Below are 23,252 nucleotides of genomic sequence, written 5' to 3'. Positions count from 1 at the left end.
GAGCCCTTGTTATAAAGCGGCACTTGCTTTGTCAGATGGCAAACCAACACCTGCTTTTGCTTACACCTAACACATAGAAACATACTCAACAGAAATAAGGGGACTTAGAGTGAACAAGTCGGAACTGATCGATGCTATCGCCGCATCTGCTGATATCCCGAAAGCTGTTGCCGGTCGCGCTCTGGACGCGGTGATCGAGTCCGTAACTGGCGCCCTGAAGGCTGGTGACTCCGTCGTACTGGTAGGCTTCGGCACCTTCGCTGTCAAAGAGCGCGCTGCTCGCACCGGTCGCAACCCGCAAACCGGCAAGCCGATCAAGATCGCTGCTGCTAAGATCCCGGGCTTCAAGGCCGGTAAAGCCCTCAAGGACGCTGTCAACTAAGCGTCTTTTTGGACTTGACCTGGACCGGTTCAACTTCGGTTGGGCCGGTCACGGAGCGATGACCCGGCTGGCGTAGGTCGGTTGGAATCATCAGGGGTCACGGGCTCAATGCCCGCAAGCTCCACCAGTTACGAGAAGGCGCATCCTCGGATGCGCCTTTCTTATATCCGCCTTTTTTCCACGCCGCGCCGCCATTGACGGTGAGCCGTGTCCGCGTCGGGGGCCGCATGCTGCAAAACATCAGGGACAATTCCCAAGGCTGGATCACCAAGACCATCCTGGGCGTGATCGTTGTCCTCATGGCTTTGACCGGGTTCGATCAGATCATTCGCGCAACCCACCACGAAAACGTTGCCGCTCAGGTCAACGGTGACGACATCGGCCTGCCGGAGCTGCAACAGGCCGCAGACATGCAGCGTCGCCAGCTGATGCAGCGCCTGGGCAAGGACTTCGATGCTTCGATGCTCGACGACAAGCTGCTCAAGGAAGCCGCGCTGAAGTCGCTGATCGAGCGCAAGCTGATCCTGCAGGCCGCGCAGAACGACAAGTTCGCCTTCTCCCAGCAGGCCCTGGACCAACTGATCCTGGCGACTCCCGAGTTCCAGGTGGAAGGCAAGTTCAGCGCTGACCGCTTCGACCAGGTCATCCGCCAGATGGGCTATGACCGCATGCAGTTCCGCCGCATGTTCGGCGAGGAAATGCTGATCGGCCAGCTGCGCGCCGGCATCGCCGGTACCGGCTTCGTCACCGACGACGAGCTGACCGCCTTCGCCCGCCTGGAAAAGCAGACCCGTGACTTCTCCACCCTGACCCTCAAGGCCGATCCGGCCAAGAGCAAGGTCGAGGACAGCGAGATCAAGGCGTACTACGACGCCCACAGCACCGAGTTCATGACGCCCGAGCAGGTCACCATCGACTACGTGGAGCTGAAGAAATCGGCGTTCTTCGACCAGGTTGAAGTGAAGAAGGAAGACCTGGACGCCCTCTATCAGAAGGAAATCGCCGGCCTGGCCGAGCAGCGCGACGCCGCGCACATCCTGATCGAGGTGAACGACAAGCAGAACGATCAGCAGGCCAAGGCCAAGATCGACGAGATCAAGGCGCGCCTGGACAAGGGTGAAGACTTCGCCAAGCTGGCCAAGGAGCTGTCCAACGACACCGGCTCTGCCGCCAACGGTGGTGACCTGGGTTATGCTGGTCGCGGTGTCTATGACCCGGCCTTCGAAGAGGCGCTCTACGCGCTGAAGAAGGGCGAGGTTTCCGCCCCGGTGAAGACCACCTACGGCTGGCACCTGGTCAAGCTGCTGGGCGTCGAGGCTCCCGAGGTTCCGACCTTCGACAGCCTGAAGCCCAAGCTCGAGCGCGAAGTGAAGGCCGAGCTGGTCGAGCAGCGCTTCGTCGATGCCACCAAGCAGCTGGAAAGCTCCGCCTACGAGGCTGCCGATCTGGGCCAGCCGGCTCAGGACATGGGCCTGAAGGTGCAGACCAGCAAGCCGTTCGGTCGCGAAGGCGGCGAAGGCATCACCGCCAACCGTCAGGTTCTCCAGGCTGCCTTCAGCCCGGAAGTGCTGGAAGAGGCCGCCAACAGCGGCGCCATCGAGCTGGACCCGGACACCGTGGTCGTGCTGCGCGTGAAGGAGCACCACAAGCCTGAGCAGGAAACCCTGGAGCAGGTAAGTGCCGATATCCTCAAGCGTCTGCAGGTCGAACACGCTGCCGCCGATGCCAAGACTCGCGGCGAAGCCCTGCTGGCCAGCCTGCGCGACGGCAAGACGCCGCTGACCCAGGCCCAGGAAGGCCAGCAGTGGAAAGTCGTGGAAGCGGCTGCCCGTGGTCAGGAAGGCGTTGATCCGGTCGTGCTGCAGAGCGCGTTCCGCATGGCCCGCCCGGAAAGCGCCGACAAGCCCAGCCTGGGTGGTGTCGCGCTGCAGAACGGCGACTTCGTGCTGATCAAGCTCAGCGGCGTGAGCGAGCCGGAAGCCAAGCCGACCGAGGAAGAGAAGGCCATGTACAAGCGCTTCCTCGCCTCGCGCATCGGTTCGGACGACTTCACTGCGTTCCGCCGTTACCTGCAGGACCAGGCGAAGATCGAGAAATTCGACGACGCCAAGAAGTGATAGAGACGGGGCCGCGCAAGCGGCCCGCGTTTTATCCGCAAAAGAAAAAGGCCGCATCAGCGGCCTTTTTCTTTGCCTGTAGAAAGCCTCAGTCGTCGCCCAGCGGGCCCATGGCGGTGGTGTTGAAGCCGCCGTCGACATAGAGGATTTCGCCGCTGATGCCGCTGGCCAGGTCCGAGCAGAGGAAGGCGCCGGCGTTGCCGACTTCCTCGATGGTGACGTTGCGCCGCAGCGGCGTCTGCCGTTCGCTGGCTGCAAGCATCTTGCGGAAGCTCTTGATGCCTGATGCCGCCAGGGTGCGAATCGGCCCGGCGGAGATGGCGTTCACACGGGTGCCTTCCGCGCCGAGGCTGCCGGCCAGGTAGCGCACGCCGGCCTCCAGGCTGGCCTTGGCCATGCCCATGACGTTGTAGTTGGGCAGGGTGCGTTCGGCGCCCAGGTAGGAGAGCGTCAGCAGGCTGCCATTGCGGCCGCGCATCAACTCGCGGCCGGCCTTGGCCAGGGCAACGAAGCTGTAGGCGCTGATGTCGTGGGCGATGCGGAAGCCGTCGCGGGTGGTGACTTCGGTGAAATCGCCGTCGAGCTGGTCGCCTGGCGCGAAGCCCACCGAGTGAACGATGCAGTCCAGGCCGTCCCACTGCTTCGCCAGCGCGGCGAACACGGCTTCGATATCCGCATCGCTGGCCACGTCGCAGGGAAAGCACAGCTCGGCGCGGGAGCCCCAGCCAGCGGCGAATTCCTCGACGCGACCCTTGAGCTTGTCGTTCTGGTAGGTGAAGGCCAGCTCCGCGCCTTCGCGGTGCATCGCCGCGGCGATGCCGGAGGCGATGGACAGCTTGCTGGCGACGCCGACGATGAGAACGCGCTTGCCGGTGAGAAAACCCATGGTCATTCCTTGATCGAGTCAGGCCTCTGCTGGCGCCAGGAAGGCCGCCTCCAGCAGTTGCTGGGTGTACGCATGCTGAGGTGCGGCAAAGACGTCCTCGGCCATGCCCTGTTCGACGACCTTGCCATGGCGGATCACCATCAACTGGTGGCTGAGGGCTTTGACCACTGCCAGGTCGTGGCTGATGAACAGGTAGGTCAGGTTGTACTTGGCCTGAAGGCCGCGCAGCAGTTCGACGACCTGGCGCTGCACAGTGCGATCCAGTGCCGAGGTCGGTTCGTCCAGCAGGATCAGCGCCGGCTTGAGCACCAGCGCGCGAGCGATGGCGATGCGCTGCCGCTGGCCGCCGGAGAACTCGTGGGGGTAGCGGTGGCGGGTGTCCGGGTCGAGCCCGACTTCCCTGAGCGCTGCGATGATCGCTTGCTCACGTTCCTCCGCGGTGCCCATGCCATGGATTTCCAGGCCCTCGCCGACGATCTGGCCCACCGACATGCGCGGGCTGAGGCTGCCGAACGGGTCCTGGAAGACCACCTGCATTTCGCGGCGCAGCGGCCTGACCTCCGCCTGGTTCATGCCTTCGATGGCCTGGCCCTCGAAGCGGATGCCGCCCTGGCTGCTGATCAGCCGCAGGATCGCCAGGCCCAGGGTCGACTTGCCCGAGCCGCTCTCGCCGACGATGCCCAGGGTCTGGCCGCGCGGCAGGCTGAAGTCGATGCCGTCCACTGCCTTGACGTGGTCGACGGTCTTGCGGAACACGCCTTTCTTGATCGGGAACCACACCCGCAGGTTGTCGACCTCCAGCAGCGGCGCTCCTGGCTCGTTCTGCGCAGGGGTGCCACTGGGCTCGGCGCCGAGCAATTCGCGCGTGTAGGGGTGCTGTGGGGCCGCGAAGAGGGTCTCGCAATCGGCCTGCTCGACGATGCAGCCACGTTTCATCACGCAGACGCGGTGGGCGATGCGCCGGACCAGATTGAGATCGTGGGTGATCAGCAGCAGGGCCATGCCCAGGCGCTGCTGCAGTTCGCGCAGCAGGTCGAGGATCTTCAGCTGCACGGTGACGTCCAGTGCCGTGGTCGGTTCGTCGGCGATCAGCAGCTCCGGCTCGCAGGCCAGCGCCATGGCGATCATCACCCGCTGCCGCTGGCCGCCAGAAAGCTCGTGCGGGTAGGCCTTGAGGCGCGACGCCGGGTTGGGGATGCCGACCAGTTCCAGCAGCTCGAGGGTTCGCGCACGGGCCTGGTTGCCGCTCATGCCCTTGTGCAGGGCGAGCACTTCGCCGATCTGCTTCTCGATGGTGTGCAGCGGGTTCAGCGAGGTCATGGGTTCCTGGAACACCATGGCGATGCGGTTGCCGCGGATGCCGCGCAGTTTGCGCTCGGGCAGCTTGAGCAGGTCCTTGCCGGCGTACTGGATGCTGCCGGAGGGATGGCTGGCGGTAGGGTAGGGCAGCAGGCGCAGGATGGAGTGCGCGGTCACCGACTTGCCCGAGCCGCTTTCGCCGACCAACGCCAGGGTCTCGCCCTTGCGGATGTCGAAGCTGATGTGTTCCACCGCGCGCACCTGTTCGTCGCCGCAGAGGAAATCGACGGACAGGTCGCGGACTTCGATGAGGTTCTCGTTCTGGTTCATGTCACTTCCTCGGGTCGAAGGCATCGCGGGCGGCTTCGCCGATGAACACCAGCAGGCTCAGCATCACGGCCAGTACCACGAACGCGGTGATGCCCAGCCAGGGCGCCTGCAGGTTGGACTTGCCCTGGGCGACCAGCTCGCCCAGCGACGGCGCGCCGGCGGGCAGGCCGAAGCCGAGGAAGTCCAGGGAGGTCAGGGTGCCGATCGCGCCGGTGAGGATGAAGGGCATGAAGGTCAGGGTGGAGATCATCGCGTTGGGCAGGATGTGGCGGAACATGATCGCCCCGTTGCGCATGCCCAGGGCGCGCGCGGCGCGCACGTACTCCAGGTTGCGGCCACGGAGGAACTCGGCGCGCACCACGTCCACCAGGCTCATCCAGGAGAACAGCAGCATGATCCCCAGCAGCCACCAGAAGCTCGGCTGCACGAAGCTGGCGAGGATGATCAGCAGGTAGAGCACCGGCAGGCCCGACCAGATTTCCAGGAAGCGCTGGCCGAGCAGGTCCACCCAGCCGCCGTAGAAACCCTGCAGCGCACCGACGACGACGCCGACGATGGAGCTGAGCACGGTGAGGATCAGGGCGAACAGCACGGACACGCGGAAGCCGTAGATCACCCGCGCCATGACGTCGCGGGCCTGGTCGTCAGTACCCAGCCAGTTTTCCGCGGTGGGCGCCGAGGGTGCCGGCACCCGAAGGTCGTAGTTGATGGTGTCGAAGCTGTAGGCGATCGGCGGCCAGAGGATCCAGCCGTTCTTCTGCGCGATCTGCTCGCGCATGTACGGGCTCTTGTAGTTCGCTTCCATGGGGAACTCGCCGCCGAAGGCGGTTTCCGGGTAGCGCTTGACCACCGGGAAGTACCATTCGCCGTCGTAGCGGATCGCCAGTGGCTTGTCGTTGGCGATCAGCTCGGCGCCCAGGCTCAGGATGAACAGCGTGAGGAACAGCCAGAGCGACCACCAGCCACGCTTGTTGGCCTTGAAGCGCGCCCAGCGGCGCTGATTGATGGGAGACAGGCGCATCGGATTACTCCCGGTTCTCGAAGTCGATGCGCGGATCGACCAGCGTGTAGAGGACGTCGCTGACCAGCTTCATGATCAGGCCGAACAGGGTGAAGATGAACAGCGTGCCGAACACCACCGGGTAGTCGCGGTTCAGTGCCGCCTCGAAGCTGAGCAGGCCCAGGCCGTCGAGGGAGAAGATCACCTCGATCAGCAGCGAGCCGGTGAAGAAGATGCCCAGCAGGGCCGAGGGCAGGCCGGCGATGATCAGCAGCATGGCGTTGCGGAACACGTGGCCGTAGAGCACGCGGCGCTCGGTCAGGCCCTTGGCGCGGGCGGTGACCACGTACTGCTTGCCGATCTCGTCGAGGAAGCTGTTCTTGGTCAGCAGGGTGATGGTGGCGAAGTTGCCGATCACCAGCGCCGTGATGGGCAGCGCCAGGTGCCAGAAGTAGTCGCGGACCTTGCCGGCCCAGGTCAGCTCGTCGAAGTTATTGGAGGTCAGTCCCCTTAGCGGGAACCAGTCCCAGTAGCTGCCGCCGGCGAACAGCACCACCAGCAGGATGGCGAATAGGAAGGCGGGGATGGCGTAGCCGACGATGATCGCAGAGCTGGTCCAGACGTCGAAGTGGCTGCCGTGGCGCACCGCCTTGGCGATGCCCAGGGGGATCGACACCAGGTACATGATCAGCGTGCTCCATAGCCCGAGGGAGATGGAGACCGGCAGCTTCTCGACGATCAGGTCGGTGACCTTGGCGTCGCGGAAGAAGCTCTGGCCGAAGTCCAGGTGCACGTAATTCTTCAGCATGATCCAGAAGCGCTCGGGCGCCGGCTTGTCGAAGCCGTACATGCGCTCGATTTCCTTCACCAGTTCCGGGTCCAGGCCCTGGGCGCCGCGGTAGTGGGTGCCGGCCGCGGCAACTTCACCGCCGCCGCCGGAGATGCGCCCGGTGGCGCCGCCGCTGGCGGCGTCGAAGCCTTCCAGCTTGGCGATCATCTGCTCCACCGGGCCGCCGGGGGCGGCCTGGATGATGATGAAGTTGATCAGCAGGATGCCGAACAGGGTGGGGATGATCAGCAGCAGGCGCCGCAGGATGTAGGCCAGCATTACTGGGCCCCTTGGACGACGGCGCCGTCAGCCGGCGTTTCGCTGGCGGCCTTGGCGTCCGCCTTGGTCGGCACCGCCTTGTCGCGGGCCTGCCACCAGGTCTGCAGGGCATAGCTGTAGGGCGGCAGTTTTTCCGGGTGGGCGATGCGGTTCCAGTAGGCGATGCGCCAGTTGCCCAGGTACCAGTTGGGCACCACGTAGTGGCCCCAGAGCAGTGCGCGGTCGAGGGCGCGGGCGTGGCGCACCAGGCTTTCGCGGGAGTCGGCGTTGATCAGGCCCTCCACCAGGGCGTCGACGCCGGGGTCGCGCAGGCCGATGAAGTTGCGGCTGCCGGGCTTGTCGGCGCTGCTGGAGTGCCAGAACTCGCGCTGTTCGTTGCCTGGCGAGCTGGACTGCGGCCAGCTGCTGACGATCATGTCGTAGTCCCGCGAGCGCAGGCGGTTGATGTACTGCGAGACGTCGACGCGGCGCAGCTGCATGTCGATGCCCAGCTCCGCGAGGTTGCGCTTGAAGGGCAGCAGCACGCGCTCGAAGTCGGCCTGGGCGAGCATGAACTCGAAGCTCAGCTGCTTGCCGTCTGGGCCGACCATCTTGTCGTTCTCGATCTTGTAGCCGGCCTCCAGCAGCAACTGGTAGGCCTTGCGCTTCTGCTCGCGGATGATGCCGCTTCCGTCGCTGGTGGGCGGCACGTAGACCTGGGTGAAGACTTCCGGCGGCAGCTTGTCGCGCAGTGGTTCGAGGATTTTCAGTTCCTGCTCGTCGGGCAGCTGCTTGGCGGCCATCTCGGAGTTCTCGAAGTAGCTGCCGTCGCGCAGGTAGGAACCGAAGAACAGCTGCTTGTTGGTCCACTCGAAGTCGAACAGGTTGCTGATCGCCTCGCGCACGCGCGGGTCCTGGAACACCGGGCGGCGGATGTTGAAGGCGTAGGCCTGCATGCCCCAGGGGTTGCCGTTCACCGGTTCCTCGCGGACGATGCGGCCGTCGCGCACGGCGGGCGAGTCGTAGGCAGTCGCCCAGTTCTTCGCGATGCGCTCGTCGTTGAAGTCGAACTGCCCGGCCTTGAAGGCTTCCAGGGCGACGGTGAGGTCGCGGTAGGACTCCACCACCACGGCGTCGAAGTTGTTGAAGCCGCGGTTCACCGGCAGCTTGTCGCCCCACCAGTCCTTGACCTTCTCGTAGCGGATCGAGCGACCGGCCTCGACCTTGGCGATGCGATAGGGGCCGCTGCCCAGCGGCGGCTCCATGTTGGTCTTGTTGAAGTCGCGGCTGGCCCACCAGTGCTTGGGCAGGATCGACAGCTGGCCAAGGATCAGCGGCAGCTCGCGGTTGTCGCCGTGCTTGAAGTCGAAGCGCACGCGGAGCTTGTCCTCGGCCACCACCTTGTCGACGTCCGCGTAGTAGTTGCGGTACATCGGGTCGCCGTCCTTCATCAGGGTCTCGAAGGTGAATACGACGTCTTCGGCGGTGACCGGCGTGCCGTCCTGGAAGCGTGCCTCGGGGCGCAGGTAGTAGCGGACGAAGCGATGCTCCGGGTCCTTCTCGATCTTCTCGGCGAGCAGGCCGTATTCGGTGAAGGGCTCGTCGAGGGAGTGGAAGGTCAGGGTGTCGTAGATCAGGTTGATCTGCGGCGCGGAGTTGCCCTTGGCGATGAACGGGTTGAGGCTGTCGAAGCCGCCGAAGTCGGAGAGGCGCAGGGTGCCGCCCTTGGGCGCATCGGCGTTGACGAAGTCGAAGTGCTTGAAGTTCGCCGGGTATTTCGGCGCCTCGTCATACAGGGTGATGGCGTGCTGCGGCGCGGCCTGCGCACTGCCCAGCAGTCCCAGCAACAGGCCGGCGCAGAGCGCGGCGCGGCGGGGGCTTTTCATAGGTTTTTCTCCTGGTCTTTTTGCCACCAGGCGCGCAGGCCCAGCGTATAGGGCGGCGTGGTGACGAAGGCGAAGCGGTTGCGGTACGCCAGCCGGTGCTTGTTCAGGTACCAGTTGGGAATGCTGTAGTGCTGCCACAGCAGCACCCGGTCGAGGGCGCGGGCGGCGGCTTCCTGCTGGTCGCGGTCGGTGGCGCCCAGCAGTTTCTCGAGCATCGCGTCCACCACGGGGTTGGCGATGCCCGCATAGTTCTTGCTGCCCTTGACCGCCACCTGGCTGGAGTGGAAGTACTGCCATTGTTCGAGGCCGGGGCTCAGGGTCTGGGGCAGGGTCATCAGAATTATGTCGTAGTCGAACTGGTCCAGACGCTGTTTGTACTGGGCGCGGTCCACGGTGCGCAAGCTCGCATCGATGCCGATGCTGGCGAGATTCTCGCGGTAGGGCTGGAGGATGCGCTCAAGGCTCGGGTTGACCAGCAGGATCTCGAAGCGCAGCGGCTTGCCGCTGGCGTCCTGCAGGCGGTCGCCGGAGAGCTTCCAGCCGGCTTCGCCCAATAGACCCAATGCATGGCGCAGGGTTTCCCGCGGGATGCCGCTGCCCTTGGTCACCGGCACCGTGAAGGGGCGGCTGAAGAGGCCGTCGGGCAATTGCTGACGGAACGGCGAGAGCAGCAGCCACTCCTTGCCCTGGGGGACGCCGCTGGCGGCGAAGGTACTGTTGGGGTAGTAGCTGCTGGCGCGTACGTAGGCGTCATTGAACAGTGCGCGGTTGGTCCATTCGAAGTCGAACATCATGCCCAGCGCCTCGCGCAGGCGGCGGTCGGCGAAGGTTGGCCGGCGCGTGTTCATGAACAGCGCCTGGGTCTGGGTGGGGATCTGGTGGGGAATCTCCACCTTGACCACCTCGCCGCGACGCACCGCCGGGAAGCGGTAGTTGCTGCGCCAGTTCTTCGCCTGGTGCTCGATGTAGACGTCGAATTCGCCGGCCTTGAATGCCTCGAAGGCAATGCCGGCATCACGGTAGAAGTCCACCTCGACGCGGTCGAAGTTGTACTTGCCGCGGTTCACCGGCAGGTCCTTGCCCCACCAGTCCTCGACCCGCTCGAACACCAGGCGCCGGCCCGGTACCACCTCTTTGATCCGGTAGGGGCCGCTGCCCAGCGGTGCGTCGAAGGTGGTGGCCTGGAAGTCGCGGCCCTTCCAGTAGTGCTGCGGCAGCACCGGCATCTCGCCCAGGCGCAGGATCAGCAGCGGGTTGTCGTGGCGCTTGAAGACGAAGCGGATGCTCTGCGCCGAGAGAATGTCGACCCGCTGCACTTCCTGCAGGCTGGTGCGGTACATGGGGTGGCCGTGGTGCAGCAGGGTGCGGTAGGAGAAGGCCACGTCGTAGGCGGTGATCGGCTTGCCGTCGTGGAAGCGCGCTTCCGGGCGCAGGTTGAACACCACCCAGCTGCGGTCATCGGCGTATTCCACGCTGCGGGCGATCAGGCCATAGCTGGAGGCGGGTTCGTCGCCGGAAGGATCGTACAGCCCAGTGCCGACCATCAGCGGTTCGTTCAGCTCGCTGACGCCGTACTGCAGGAAGTCGGCGGTGCTGATCGGCGGGCTGCCCTTGAAGGTGTAGGGGTTGAGCGTGTCGAAGCTGCCCAGGGCCATCAGGCGCAGGGTTCCGCCCTTGGGCGCCTTCGGATTGACCCAGTCGAAATGGTCGAAGTTGGCCGGGTACTTGAGATCGCCGAACTGCGCGTAGCCGTGGCTCTCGATGATCTGGGCGGAGGCGGGGAGCCCCAGGAAGAGGCCCAGGAGCAACAGAGACAAACGACGCATCAGGCGTAGGATCCGATCCTGGCTGGCTGAAGGGGTTAGCGTCGTACAGTAGCAGCTTGTCTAGGCTGCCAGAAGACATGCTGCCGGGGCTGTGCGCCCCGGCGCAGGGTGAAACTCAGCGGCTGGCGGTGTCGAGGTACAGGGTGATGGTCTGGCCGGGCTTCAGCGCCTTGCCGCTGCGCGGGTTCCAGCGCTTGATGTGCTGCATCTCGACGTTGAAGCGCTTGGCGATCAGGTACATCGAATCGCCCTGCTTGACCTTGTAGTAGGTCGCGGTGTCCTGCTTGGCCTTGGTCTTGCTGGTGGACGCCAGCTGGGTGGCGGCGGCGCTCTGCAGCTTGAGGGTCTGGCCGGGCTTGACGCCGTGGCTGTCCAGGCCGTTCCAGCGCTTGAGGTCGGCGACCTCGACGCCATTCTTCTTGGCGATGTTCCACAACGTATCGCCGTTCTTCACGGTGTAGCTGCGGGTGGCGACGCGGGCGCCGGCGACGGTCTTCGAGTTTTCCACCGCGGCCAGTTGGCGCGGGCTCTCCGGTTCGATGGTCGGGCGGCCCGGCTGGCCGGGGATGGTCAGCGTCTGGCCATTGCGCAGGCGGTTGGCGCTCAGGCGGTTGGCCGCCTTCAGCTCAGCCACGCTCAGGCGGTAGCGCTGGGCGATGCTGTGCAGGCTGTCGCCCTTACGCACACGGTACTGGCTGCCGCGGCTGGCCACGATCACCGGCTTGATCTGCACCGGCTCCAGGTTGGCTACGCCGGCTTTCAGGCTGTCGGCCTTGGCCAGCGGTACCAGCAGGTGATGCGGCCCGTCGATGGTCACCTTGCGCTTGAAGGCGGGGTTGAGCTGGTACAGCTCGTCTTCGTCCAGGTCGGCGACGGCGGCGACCTGGGACAGGTCCAGGCCCGGCTTGACGCGAATGGAGGTGAAGTAGGGCTGGTTGGCGATCGGACTGAGGTTGATGCCGTAGATGGTCGGGGCATTGACCAGCTGCGACAGGGCCAGCAGCTTGGGCACGTAGTCCTGGGTTTCCTGCGGCAGCGGCAGGTTCCAGTAGTCGGTGGGCAGGCCGAGGCGCTCGTTGCGCTCGATGGCGCGGCTGACGGTGCCTTCGCCGGCGTTGTAGGCAGCCAGGGCGAGCAGCCAGTCGCCGTTGAACATGTCGTGCAGGCGATTCAGGTAGGTCAGCGCGGCATTGGTCGACGCGGTGATGTCGCGGCGGCCGTCATAGAAGTTGGTCTGGCGCAGGTTGAAGTGCGTACCGGTGCTCGGGATGAACTGCCACAGGCCCACGGCCTGGGCGCGCGACACGGCCATCGGGTTGTACGAGCTCTCGATCATCGGCAGCAGCGCCAGCTCCAGCGGCATGTCGCGCTCTTCCAGGCGCTCGACGACGTAGTGCATGTACGGCGCACCACGTTCGCTGGCGTTTTCCAGGAACGACTGGTTGCTCATGAACCACAGGCGCTGGCGCTCGATACGCGGGTTGGTATTGAGCTGGTCCTGCAGCTGGAAGCCGCCGCGCATGCGATCCCAGATATCGTTCTGGGCCTGGGTCCAGGCTGGGTTGAACTGCACGTCGATGGCGCGCGAAGCGCTACGGACCGGGCTGCTGGACGACGATTGCGGCGTCGACTGGCAGCCGGCCAGGCCTGCGGCGAGCAGTACGATGGAGACTCGGATGGCACGTGCCAATGCGTCTAGATCGGAGGTCTTGCTGGTCTTGGGCGGCATTGGCTGTTGACTGTGTCCGGGGCAAAAATTTCGGGGATTCTAGGAATCGCGCCGGCCCTGGTCAAGATTTCGCCAAGCCTCAGAACTGGTCCTTCCAGCGACGAATAGCCGCAAAGACCTCCTCCGGCGTGCGGATTTGCTGGCCGCTCCGCTCGTCGGCGATTTTCTTAACGGATATTTCCGACACCCGAAGGAATGGATTCGTAGCTCGTTCCAGGGCAATTGAAGAAGGTAGGCTGATCTTCCCCTGTTCCCGCCAGCGGCTGACTTCCTCGAAGCGGGCGAGCACCTCGGGATTCTCCGGTTCCACCGCACAGGCGAAGCGCAGGTTGCTCAGGGTGTACTCGTGGGCGCAGTACACCGCTGTGGAGCCGGGCAGGGCAGCCAGGCGGCTCAGCGAGGCATGCATCTGCGCCGGGGTGCCCTCGAACAGTCGGCCGCAGCCGGCAGCGAACAGGGTGTCGCCGCAGAACAGCAGGGGCTGCTGCTGGTCATCGTTGAAATACGCGATGTGTCCCAGGGTGTGGCCGGGCACATGGATGATCTCGAAGCCCAGGCCGAGCACCTCGACCTGGTCGCCATCTTCCAGCGCCACGTCGCGGGCGGGGATCTTCTCTCCGGCCGGGCCGAGCACGCGGGCGCCGGTGGCTTCCTTCAGGCGGGCGACGCCGCCGACGTGGTCGGCGTGGTGGTGGGTGACCAGGATGTCGGTCAGCTTCCAGCCAGGGTGGGCCTCCAGCCAGCGCTCGACCGGGCCGGCGTCGCCCGGGTCGACCACCGCGCACTCGCGGCGGGTCACATCCTGCAACAGCCACAGGTAGTTATCGGAAAAGGCGGGCAGTGCGTCTATCTGTATCATGGGCTCGAAGTCGCCAAGAGGTGGGCATTGGCGCATAGTAGTGCGGATACGCACATTTGTGTCGCGCTGTCCCACAGGGGGTAGTGATGATCGAAGAACCCTTCGCCCAGGCCGATGCCGACTGGCTGGAGCTGATCGACCAGGCCCGCCACTGGCTGTCCGGGCCGATCGGCGGAATGATGCTCGCCGAGGAACAGCAACTGCTGATCGACGAGCTCGAACGCTATTTCGGCGGTTACCTGGTGCATTACGGGCCCCATGCGGAGCTGCCGGCCAGCGTCGGCAATATCCAGCGTGGCGTGCGCCTCGGGCCGCCGCTGCCGGGGGTGGAGATCGCCTGCGACGAGGCGGCCTGGCCGCTGGGCGAGCACGCCGCCGACGTGGTGCTGCTGCAGCACGGCCTGGACTTCTGCCTGTCACCCCATCGCCTGCTGCGTGAAGCCGCTCGCAGCGTGCGCCCTGGCGGGCACCTGCTGGTGGTCGGGGTCAACCCCTGGAGCGCCTGGGGCATTCGCCATTATTTCGCCCGTGACGCCTTGCGCCGTGCCCGCTGCATCTCGCCGACGCGGGTCTGCGACTGGCTCAACCTGCTGGGCTTCGCGCTGGAGAAACGCCGCTTCGGATGTTATCGTCCGCCGCTTGCATCGGCGAAATGGCAGGGCCGTCTGGCCCGCATGGAAACCTGGGGACCCGTCCTGCAGGGGACCGGCGCCGGCTTCTATCTGCTGGTGGCGCGCAAGCTGGTGGTCGGTCTGCGACCCCTGCGTCAGCCCCGTCGCGAGCCGCGCGGCCAACTGGTGCCGCTGCCGGTGGCCAAGGTCAGCCGCCGCGATTCCGAGTCCTGAAAGCGAGCCAAATGAGCGAAGAGAAAGTCGAGATCTATACCGACGGCGCCTGCAAGGGCAACCCGGGACCGGGTGGCTGGGGCGCCGTGCTGTTCTACAAGGGCGCCGAGCGCGAACTGTGGGGCGGCGAGGCGGAAACCACCAACAACCGCATGGAAATGACGGCGGCCATCATGGCCCTGGCCGCGCTCAAGCGGCATTGCGATGTGCGTATCGTCACCGACTCGCAGTACGTCATGCAGGGCATCACCGAGTGGATGCCCAACTGGAAGAAGCGCGGCTGGAAGACCGCCGCCAAGCAGCCGGTGAAGAATGCCGACCTGTGGCAGGCGCTGGACGAGCAGGTGAACCGGCATACTGTCGAATGGCGCTGGGTGCGCGGCCACACCGGCCACCCCGGCAACGAACGCGCCGACATGCTCGCCAACCGTGGCGTGAGCGAACTGCCGCGCTGAGATCAAGGATTGCCCGGAGCGTTCCGGGCGAATCAACCGCAAGAAGGTTTCACACAGAATGCGTAGCGTCGTACTCGACACCGAAACGACCGGTATGCCGGTCACCGACGGCCACCGGATCATCGAGATCGGTTGCGTCGAACTCGAAGGCCGCCGGCTGACCGGCCGGCACTTCCACGTCTACCTGCAGCCTGATCGCGAGATCGACGAAGGCGCCATCGCGGTCCACGGCATCACCAATGACTACGTCAAGGACATGCCGCGCTTCCGAGAAGTGGCGGATGACTTCTTCGAGTTCATCAAGGGCGCCCAGTTGATCATCCACAACGCGGCGTTCGACGTTGGCTTCATCAACAACGAGTTCGCCCTGCTGGGGCAGAGCGAGCGCGCGGACGTGGCCGATTACTGCGGCATCCTCGATACCCTGCTGATGGCCCGTGAGCGCCATCCGGGGCAGCGCAACAACCTCGATGCGCTGTGCAAGCGCTACGGTGTCGATAACTCCGGCCGTGATCTGCACGGCGCATTGCTCGATGCCGAGATTCTGGCCGACGTCTACCTGGCGATGACCGGTGGCCAGACCAGCCTGTCGCTGGCTGGCAACGGTGCTGAAGGTGACGGCAGCGGCCGTGCCACGGCCTCGGCGATCCGTCGCCTGGCGGCTGAGCGTGGGTTGACGCGGGTGATCCGCGCCAGTGATGCGGAGATCGAGGCGCATGTGGCGAGACTGGCGGTGATCGAGAAGTCTGCCGGCGGCCCGTCGCTGTGGGCGCAGATGGAGGCGCCGAAGGAGTGATTCTTCGTGCTGCATGATTTGTGAGGAAAGGCCCCTGAACTGGGGCCTTTTTCATTTGTGGCACTGGCTATGGGGTTTGGGCTTTTGTAGGAGCGGAGCTTCTCCGCGATGCTCTTGCTTCTGGTTGGGATTTTCTGCGCCGCTTCGGCGTGCGCCTGGACTTCCTGTTTCGCCCCCTCGGGCGACCTCCTTTGGCAAACGCCCCAAAGGAGGCAAAGGTCTTGCCCCGGACATCCGGTTTTTCGCTTAGGCGAAAAATTCCCTCGTTGAATCGAAGTTTCAGGGGCACGCCGCGAAGGGCCATCCCTGGCCCATCGCGGCTCTCGCGGCATCCATGCCGCTCAACCCCTGAAACTTCGCTTCAACGAGGCCTCCTGAACGGGGCAGTCGGAGTGCGCTGATGTTTTGCTGGAAGTCCTAATAAGCCAGAGCAGAGCAGAGCAGAGCGCTGAAGGTGGGTGTCCTGTCACCCACGCGACGTTTTATTACAGCGGTCAGCCGAGCGCATTCCCTTACATTCCGTGGGTCCATACTCTGAAAGGGATCGACGCCAGTCGTACGTCATTCAGGGGTTCACAATGTACAAAGACTTGAAATTCCCCATCCTCATCGTCCACCGCGATATCAAGGCCGATACCGTGGCCGGCGACCGGGTGCGGGATATCGCGAGGGAGCTGGAGCAGGACGGCTTCAGCATCCTTTCCACCGCCAGTTCCGCCGAAGGCAGGATCGTCGCGTCGACCCACCACGGGCTGGCCTGCATCCTGGTGGCCGCCGAGGGGGCGGGGGAGAACCAGCGGTTGCTGCAGGACGTGGTGGAGCTGATCCGCATGGCGCGGGTGCGGGCGCCGCAGTTGCCGATCTTCGCCCTGGGCGAGCAGATGACCATCGAGAACGCGCCCGCCGAGTCCATGGCCGACCTGCACCAGCTACGCGGCATCCTCTACCTGTTCGAAGACACCGTGCCGTTCCTTGCCCGGCAGGTCAGCCGCGCCGCGCGCAAGTACCTGGAGGGGCTGCTGCCTCCGTTCTTCCGCGCGCTGGTGGAGCACACCGCGCAGTCCAACTATTCCTGGCACACGCCCGGCCACGGCGGTGGCGTGGCTTATCGCAAGAGCCCGGTAGGGCAGGCTTTCCATCAGTTCTTCGGCGAGAACACGCTGCGTTCGGACCTCTCCGTCTCGGTGCCGGAGCTGGGCTCGCTGCTCGATCACACCGGCCCGCTGGCCGAGGCGGAAGCCCGCGCTGCGCGCAATTTCGGCGCCGACCACACCTACTTCGTGATCAACGGCACCTCCACGGCGAACAAGATCGTCTGGCACTCCATGGTCTGCCGCGACGACCTGGTGCTGGTGGATCGCAACTGCCACAAGTCGATCCTGCATTCGATCATCATGACTGGCGCGATCCCGCTGTATCTGACGCCGGAGCGCAACGAACTGGGCATCATCGGGCCGATCCCGCTGTCGGAATTCAGCCGTGAATCCATCGCCGCGAAGATCGAGGCCAGCCCGCTGGCGCGCGGCCGTGAGCCCAGGGTGCGGCTGGCGGTGGTGACCAACTCCACCTATGACGGCCTCTGCTACAACGCACAGATGATCAAGCAGGCCCTGGGCGACAGCGTCGAGGTGCTGCATTTCGACGAAGCCTGGTACGCCTATGCGGCCTTCCATGAGTTCTATGACGGCCGCTATGGCATGGGCACCAGCCGCGACGACGGCGGCCCGCTGGTGTTCACCACCCACTCCACGCACAAGATGCTCGCGGCGTTCAGCCAGGCCTCGATGATCCACGTGCAGGATGCCGGCGTGCGGCGCTTCGAGCAGGCGCGCTTCAACGAAGCCTTCATGATGCACATCTCCACCTCGCCGCAGTACGGCATCATCGCCTCGCTGGACGTGGCCTCGGCGATGATGGAAGGCCCGGCCGGGCGCTCGCTGATCCAGGAGACCTTCGACGAGGCGCTGAGCTTCCGCCGCGCCCTGGCCAACGTGCAGCAGAGCCTTGCCGAGGATGACTGGTGGTTCTGCGTCTGGCAGCCGCCAGGGGTGGAAGGCACCGACGAGGTGAAAACCCGTGACTGGGTGCTGGAGCCCAACGCCGACTGGCACGGCTTCGGCGACGCAGTGGAAGACTACGTGCTGCTCGACCCGATTAAGGTCACCCTGGCCACGCCGGGGCTGACCGCGGGCGGACGGCTGGATTCGCGGGGGATTCCCGCCGCGGTGGTCAGCCGCTTCCTCTGGGAGCGCGGGCTGGTGGTGGAAAAGACCGGGCTGTACTCCTTCCTCGTGCTGTTCTCCATGGGTGTGACCAAGGGCAAGTGGAGCACCCTGGTTACCGAACTGCTGGAGTTCAAGCGCAGCTACGACGCCAACCAGCCGCTGGCGGACGCGTTGCCCAGCGTTGCCCAGGCTGGCGGCGCGCGCTATGCCGGCATGGGCCTGCGCGACCTGTGCGACGAGCTGCACCGCTGCTACCGCGATCACGCCACTGCCAAGGCGATGAAACGCATGTACACGGTGCTGCCGGAGATCGCCATGCGCCCGGCCGACGCCTACGCACAACTGGTGCGTGGCGAAGTCGAAGCCGTCCCTATCGATCGGCTGGAGGGACGCATCGCGGCGGTGATGCTGGTGCCATATCCGCCAGGCATCCCGCTGATCATGCCAGGGGAAAGGTTCACTGAATCCACCCGTTCCATACTCGATTACCTGGCCTTCGCCCAGAGTTTCGAGCACAACTTCCCCGGCTTCGATTCCGACGTACACGGCCTGCAGATCCGCGAGATAGATGGGCAGAAACGCTACACCGTGGAGTGCTGCAAATGACCGTCCGGCCCCTGCGTGGCGGGGGCCGGCCCTGAATGTCCAAAGTGCTACTATCCTGTGCGGATCGGTAAAGGGAGAAATTGAGGAAAAAGGGAGGTTTCCCCCATGCGCTGTCCCGTGACGTTGCCGAACGAGAGTGAGCGCCTGAGCGCGCTTGCCGACTATGGATTCGACGACGAAAGCCTGCTGCCCAGCCTGGACCCGGTTGTGCAGATCGCCGTGCGCATGTTCGGCATGCCGGTCGCGGCCGTGAACATGATCGGCAGTGACCATGTGTTCTTCGCCGCCGCCGCCGGTATTGGCGAGGTGGACATGGGCCGCGACGTTTCCTTCTGCGCCCACGCCATTACCCAGGATGAAGTGATGGTGGTGCGTGATGCCAGTCAGGACGAGCGCTTCCACGACAACCCGCTGGTGACCGCGCCCAACGGCGTGCGTTTCTACGCGGGCGTGCCGTTGCTATCGGTGGAAGGGCAACCGTTGGGTGCCCTGTGCATCATCGACAGTCAGCCCCATGAAGACTTCACCCCCGATGACTGCGAACGCCTGCGCGAGCTGGCGCGCATGGCATCCGACCGCCTGGAGCTGCGGCGCATCGAGGTGGCCTCGTCGCGCACGCGGCCGCTGTTCGAGGAGTACGCCGGCACCTCGCCGACTCCCGTGGTCTGGTTCGACTGCTGGGGCGAGATCGGCGCCTGGAACGAGGCGGCGGCCAACCTGTTCGGCTACGAGCTTATCGAGGGCTGCGGGCAGGCCTTCGAGTTGCTGCTGCCCGAGCGCGACCGCGCGACCTTCCACGCCCTGATCAGCGGCGCCAGTGACGCTACCTCGCTGGACGGCATGGCCGTGCCCGGCGAGATCACCGGTGTACGCAAGGACGGCGCCGAGCTGGCCCTGGGGCTGACCCTGTTCAGCTGGTCGGAGAAGGGCAAGCTGAAGTTCGAGGCCGTACTCAAGGACCTCACCGCCCGCCATCAGCAAGAGGAAGCACTGCGCCAGCTGGCCAGCGTCGACGTGCTCACCGGCCTGGCCAACCGTGGCCAGTTCTATCGGTGTGCCGAAGAGCTGCTGGTGCAGTCGCGCCCGGCGGCGGTGCTGATGATCGACCTGGACGGCTTCAAGGACGTCAACGACTCCCTCGGCCACGCCGTGGGAGATGGCATTCTCCGTCAGGTTGCCGAGCGCCTGGCGCGCCTGGCCACGCCCGGCGCCACGGTGGCACGGATCGGCGGCGACGAGTTCGCCATTCTCGAACCCAATCTGCTGACACCCGAGCACGCCATGCGCTTCGCCCAGGCAGTGATCGCCAGCATCGCCGAACCGATCGTCATCGATGCCCATGAAGTACGGGTGGCCGCCAGTTGCGGGGTGGCGCTGTCGCCGCTGCACGCACAGGAGGCCCTGGAGCTGGTGGGCGATGCCGACCTGGCGCTGTTCAAGGCCAAGATCAGCGGGCGTGGCCACGCTTTCGTGTTCGTTCCGGCACTGAAGATGGAAGCGGCGGCGCGGCATCTGTATGGCATGGAGTTGCACCGGGCCGTGGCCAACGGTGAGTTTCTGCTGTTCTACCAGCCGCAGGTCAGCCTGCGTGATGGCTCGCTGCGCGGCGCCGAGGCGCTGATCCGCTGGCAGCACCCGCAGCGCGGCCTGCTGTCGCCCGCGGCCTTCCTGCCTTCGCTGGAGGGTGGTCCCTTGGCGGCCATCGTCGGTGCCTGGATTCTCGATGAGGCCTGTGCCCAGGCCGCCTACTGGCGGCGCAACGGCGCGCCTAACCTGCGCATGGGGGTGAACCTGTTCGGTGCGCAGTTCCGCATGGGCAACCTGGTTTCGCAGGTGCTCGAAGCGCTGGAGCGCCATGGCCTGCCGGCGGAGGCCCTGGAGCTGGAAATCACCGAGAACATCGTGCTCAACCACGATGACTCGGTGCTCAGCACCTTGCAGAGCCTGCGCTCCTACGGCGTCGGCATCGCCTTCGATGATTTCGGCACCGGCTATGCGTCCCTCAGCCTGCTGAAGACCTACCCGCTGAGCCGGATCAAGATCGACCGCAGCTTCGTCATCGGCATGCTGGAAACCCAGCAGGACCTGTCGGTGATCCGCGCCATTCTCGACATGGCCCGCAGCTTCGACCTGGAGACCATCGCCGAGGGCATCGAGTCCAGCGCCCAGCGTGACCGTCTGCGCGCCGAGCGCTGCACCGAAGGGCAGGGCTACCTGTTCGCCAAACCGATGCCACCGCAGCAATTCGAGCAGTTCTATGACCTCGGTTCGCGTCAGGTCGGTTCTGCCTGAACCTGTTCATTGCGAGGCGCTTTCTGCGCAGATATTGACCGAGCGGGGCGAAATCACTCGAAACGAGGGGTTTCGCCCTGCAAATCGGTTTCCTCCTTTGCCCGCCGCTGTCTACCCTGTAGGACAGATCGCCGCTCTGCACCCGTAGCAGGGCAGGGCGCAACCAGTCGAAACGGGATGGCGGGCTTCTAAGGAGCGCAGATGGCGGAAGCGAAGAAGGGCAGCATGGGGTTCTGGAGCTGCACCGCGCTGGTGGTTGGCAACATGGTGGGGTCGGGGGTGTTTCTGCTGCCGTCGAGCCTGGCGGCTTTCGGTGGCCTGAGCCTGTTCGGTTGGCTGGTATCGAGCACCGGGGCGGTGATCCTGGCCTTCACCTTCGCCCGGCTGGCGCGGCTCAACCCCAGCGCTGGCGGGCCCTATGCCTATACCCGCGACGGCTTCGGCAGCTTCGCCGGCTATCTCTGCGCCTGGACCTACTGGAAAGCCGCCTGGATCGGCAATGCCGCCATCGCCGTGACCCTGGTGGGCTACCTGCGGGTGTTCATCCCGGCGCTGGCCGACCCACTATTGATGGTGGCCACGGCCATCGGCGCCATCTGGCTGTGCACGCTGATCAACCTGCGCGGCATCACCGCCTTCGCCGTGGTACAGAACTGCCTGACCGCGCTCAAGCTGATCCCGCTGCTGCTGGTGGGGATCCTCGGCTGGTTCCACTTCAATCCCGATTACCTGACCATCCCGGCGCCCAGCGAGCTGCCGAACATGGGTTATGCCCAGGCCATCGCCACCACGGCGGCGCTGACGCTGTGGTCGTTCATCGGCCTGGAGTCGGCCACCGTGCCGGCGGACGACGTGCGCGACCCGAAGAAGACCATTCCCCGCGCCACGCTGTTCGGCACCCTGGCCGCCGCCGCGGTGTACATCCTCTCGATCACCGCCGTGCAGGGCCTGATGCCGCCGGAAGTGCTGGCCAAGTCCACCTCGCCGTTCGCCGATGCCGCGCGCATCCTGCTGGGCACCTGGGGTTACTACCTGGTGGCCGGTGGCGCGGTGATCGCTTGCCTGGGTGCGCTCAACGGGTGGGTCCTGCTGCAGGGCCAGATTCCGGTGGCGCCGGCCCGTGACGGGCTGTTCCCCGAGTCCCTGGGCAAGCTCAACAAGAACGGCGCGCCGGCCAATGGCCTGCTGTCGTCGGGGCTGCTGGTCACCGCGCTGGTGATGGTCGACGGCCATGGCGAGCTGGTGGAGGTGTTCAACGTCATCATCCTGCTCGGCACCATGACCGGCGTCGTGCCCTACGCCTTCTGCACCGCCGCGCTGATCCAGATGCTGGCGGTGAAGCCGGAATCCTTCTCGCCGCGCTCGCGCCCGCAGGTGCTGGCCATCGGTTGCCTGGGCTTCCTCTACTCGCTGTGGGCACTCTACGGCACCGGCCAGCAGGCGATCTTCTGGGGCTTCCTGGTGTTCATGGCGGGCATCCCGATGTACACCTGGCGGCAGTACCGCAACCGCGCCCAGGGGCTGCCGCTGGCCGCAGGCGACTGATTGTCGCGGCGGCATGGCTCCTGCCAGATCAAGCACTTGCCGAAGCCTGCGCAAGTCGATTCGCGGCCCATGCCGTGGCCTGTGTCACAGACCACGGCATCGACATTTGGTCTTGCCTTGTTATAGTGGCGCGATGCCAAAAATCTGTATGCAGCACCCATAAGAACTGTTGGCCCGGGCTCCAGCGGCAGCGCGCCGCACCCAGACGAGAAGCAGGGCATTCCCGAGGACATCTCCCGTGACCGAGTACAAAGCATTCCGCGTCGAACTGGCGGACAAGATCGCCCATGTGCAGATCAACCGTCCGGAAAAGATCAACGCCATGAACGCCGACTTCTGGAAGGAGATCATCGATATCTTCCAGTGGGTCGACGACACCGATGAAGTCCGCGTCGTGGTCCTCAGCGGCGCCGGCAAGCACTTCTCCGCCGGCATCGACCTGGCACTGCTGGCCCAGGCCGGCAGCCAGATGAGCAAGGACGTCGGCCGCAACGCCCGCGCCCTGCGCAAGACCATCCTGCAGCTGCAGGGCTCGTTCAACGCCGTGGACAACTGCAGCAAGCCGGTGCTGGCCGCGATTCAGGGCTACTGCATCGGCGGCGCCATCGACCTGGTCTCCGCCTGCGACATGCGCTACTGCAGCAGCGATGCGCTGTTCTCCATCAAGGAGATCGACATGGGCATGGCCGCCGACGTCGGCACCCTGCAGCGCCTGCCGCGCATCATCGGCGACGGCATCATGCGCGAGCTGGCCTACACCGGCCGCAACGCCGACGCCGAGGAAGCCCGCCAGATCGGCCTGGTCAACCGCGTCTATGCCGACCATGCCGCGCTGCTCGACGGCGTGATGGAGATCGCCCGGCAGATCGCCGCCAAGTCGCCTATGGCCATTCGCGGCACCAAGGAAATGATCGGCTACGCCCGCGACCACAGCGTCGAGGACGGCCTGGAATACATCGCCACCTGGAACGCCGCCATGCTGCAGTCCGCTGACCTGCAGACCGCCATGATGGCGCACATGAGCAAGAAGACCGCCGAGTTTGCCGATTGATGCCCTTCCACTCTTCTTGCGCGCAGGAGGCGCACT

The 23,252-nt window shown here is 65.2% G+C and carries 17 protein-coding genes; 9 read left to right on the top strand and 8 right to left on the bottom strand.

Annotated features, from left to right (window positions below):
* Positions 1-109 precede the first annotated feature (109 nt).
* Positions 110-382, top strand: coding sequence for a nucleoid-associated protein HU-beta (gene hupB / locus QO207_RS16435; protein WP_003087931.1), 273 nt, complete (start codon positions 110-112; stop codon positions 380-382).
* Between the two features lie 227 nt (positions 383-609).
* On the top strand, positions 610-2,499 hold the full coding sequence (locus QO207_RS16430; RefSeq protein WP_301533420.1) for a SurA N-terminal domain-containing protein: 1,890 nt from the start codon (positions 610-612) through the stop codon (positions 2,497-2,499).
* A gap of 88 nt (positions 2,500-2,587) precedes the next feature.
* On the opposite strand, the gene fabI is transcribed toward QO207_RS16430, so the two are convergent.
* From fabI to gloB, 8 genes are all read right to left on the bottom strand, one after another.
* On the bottom strand, positions 2,588-3,385 hold the full coding sequence (fabI, locus tag QO207_RS16425) for an enoyl-ACP reductase FabI (protein WP_301533419.1): 798 nt from the start codon (positions 3,383-3,385) through the stop codon (positions 2,588-2,590).
* Between the two features lie 18 nt (positions 3,386-3,403).
* Positions 3,404-5,014, bottom strand: coding sequence for an ABC transporter ATP-binding protein (locus QO207_RS16420; RefSeq protein ID WP_301533418.1), 1,611 nt, complete (start codon positions 5,012-5,014; stop codon positions 3,404-3,406).
* A 1-nt stretch (position 5,015) separates the two neighbouring features.
* Positions 5,016-6,035 (bottom strand): ABC transporter permease, encoded by a 1,020-nt coding sequence (locus QO207_RS16415; RefSeq protein WP_301533417.1) that lies wholly within the window; start codon positions 6,033-6,035, stop codon positions 5,016-5,018.
* 4 nt (positions 6,036-6,039) lie between these two features.
* Positions 6,040-7,122: a microcin C ABC transporter permease YejB gene (locus tag QO207_RS16410; protein WP_301533416.1), complete on the bottom strand. Its 1,083-nt coding sequence runs from the start codon at positions 7,120-7,122 to the stop codon at positions 6,040-6,042.
* Positions 7,122-8,987, bottom strand: a complete 1,866-nt coding sequence (locus tag QO207_RS16405) for an extracellular solute-binding protein (RefSeq protein WP_301533415.1) — start codon at positions 8,985-8,987, stop codon at positions 7,122-7,124. Before QO207_RS16405 ends, QO207_RS16410 begins: the two co-directional genes overlap by 1 nt.
* Entirely contained in the window at positions 8,984-10,813 is a 1,830-nt protein-coding gene (locus QO207_RS16400; RefSeq protein ID WP_301533414.1) for an extracellular solute-binding protein, read from the bottom strand. The genes QO207_RS16405 and QO207_RS16400 overlap by 4 nt, the downstream gene beginning before the upstream one ends.
* Positions 10,814-10,928: 115 nt before the next feature.
* On the bottom strand, positions 10,929-12,542 hold the full coding sequence (locus tag QO207_RS16395) for a LysM peptidoglycan-binding domain-containing protein (protein ID WP_301533413.1): 1,614 nt from the start codon (positions 12,540-12,542) through the stop codon (positions 10,929-10,931).
* A 79-nt stretch (positions 12,543-12,621) separates the two neighbouring features.
* Positions 12,622-13,401 (bottom strand): hydroxyacylglutathione hydrolase, encoded by a 780-nt coding sequence (gene gloB, locus QO207_RS16390; RefSeq protein ID WP_301533412.1) that lies wholly within the window; start codon positions 13,399-13,401, stop codon positions 12,622-12,624.
* A gap of 89 nt (positions 13,402-13,490) precedes the next feature.
* Between gloB and QO207_RS16385 the strand changes: the two genes are divergently transcribed.
* The 7 genes from QO207_RS16385 to QO207_RS16355 all read left to right on the top strand — a co-directional run bounded on the left by QO207_RS16385 (position 13,491) and on the right by QO207_RS16355 (position 23,216).
* Positions 13,491-14,246, top strand: coding sequence for a class I SAM-dependent methyltransferase (locus QO207_RS16385; RefSeq protein WP_301533486.1), 756 nt, complete (start codon positions 13,491-13,493; stop codon positions 14,244-14,246).
* A gap of 11 nt (positions 14,247-14,257) precedes the next feature.
* Entirely contained in the window at positions 14,258-14,701 is a 444-nt protein-coding gene (gene rnhA, locus QO207_RS16380) for a ribonuclease HI (RefSeq protein WP_296288268.1), read from the top strand.
* Between the two features lie 58 nt (positions 14,702-14,759).
* On the top strand, positions 14,760-15,497 hold the full coding sequence (gene dnaQ / locus QO207_RS16375; RefSeq protein WP_301533411.1) for a DNA polymerase III subunit epsilon: 738 nt from the start codon (positions 14,760-14,762) through the stop codon (positions 15,495-15,497).
* 578 nt (positions 15,498-16,075) lie between these two features.
* Complete coding sequence (locus QO207_RS16370) at positions 16,076-18,328, top strand: arginine/lysine/ornithine decarboxylase (RefSeq protein ID WP_301533410.1); 2,253 nt, start codon at positions 16,076-16,078, stop codon at positions 18,326-18,328.
* 105 nt (positions 18,329-18,433) lie between these two features.
* A complete protein-coding gene (locus QO207_RS16365; protein WP_301533409.1) occupies positions 18,434-20,620 on the top strand; it encodes a bifunctional diguanylate cyclase/phosphodiesterase in 2,187 nt (728 codons plus the stop codon).
* A gap of 201 nt (positions 20,621-20,821) precedes the next feature.
* The gene (locus tag QO207_RS16360) at positions 20,822-22,165 is read left to right on the top strand and encodes an amino acid permease (RefSeq protein WP_301533408.1); all 1,344 of its coding nucleotides are present in this window, start codon (positions 20,822-20,824) and stop codon (positions 22,163-22,165) included.
* A gap of 238 nt (positions 22,166-22,403) precedes the next feature.
* Positions 22,404-23,216 carry a crotonase/enoyl-CoA hydratase family protein gene (locus tag QO207_RS16355; RefSeq protein ID WP_301533407.1) on the top strand — a complete coding sequence of 271 codons (813 nt, stop codon included), beginning with the start codon at positions 22,404-22,406 and terminating at the stop codon, positions 23,214-23,216.
* The last annotated feature ends 36 nt before the right edge of the window (positions 23,217-23,252 follow it).

Source organism: Pseudomonas sp. CAN1 (genome assembly GCF_030462585.1).
GTDB lineage: Bacteria > Pseudomonadota > Gammaproteobacteria > Pseudomonadales > Pseudomonadaceae > Pseudomonas.
Note: the sequence above shows the minus strand (reverse complement) of the source record. Positions and strands in the feature narration are given on the sequence as shown.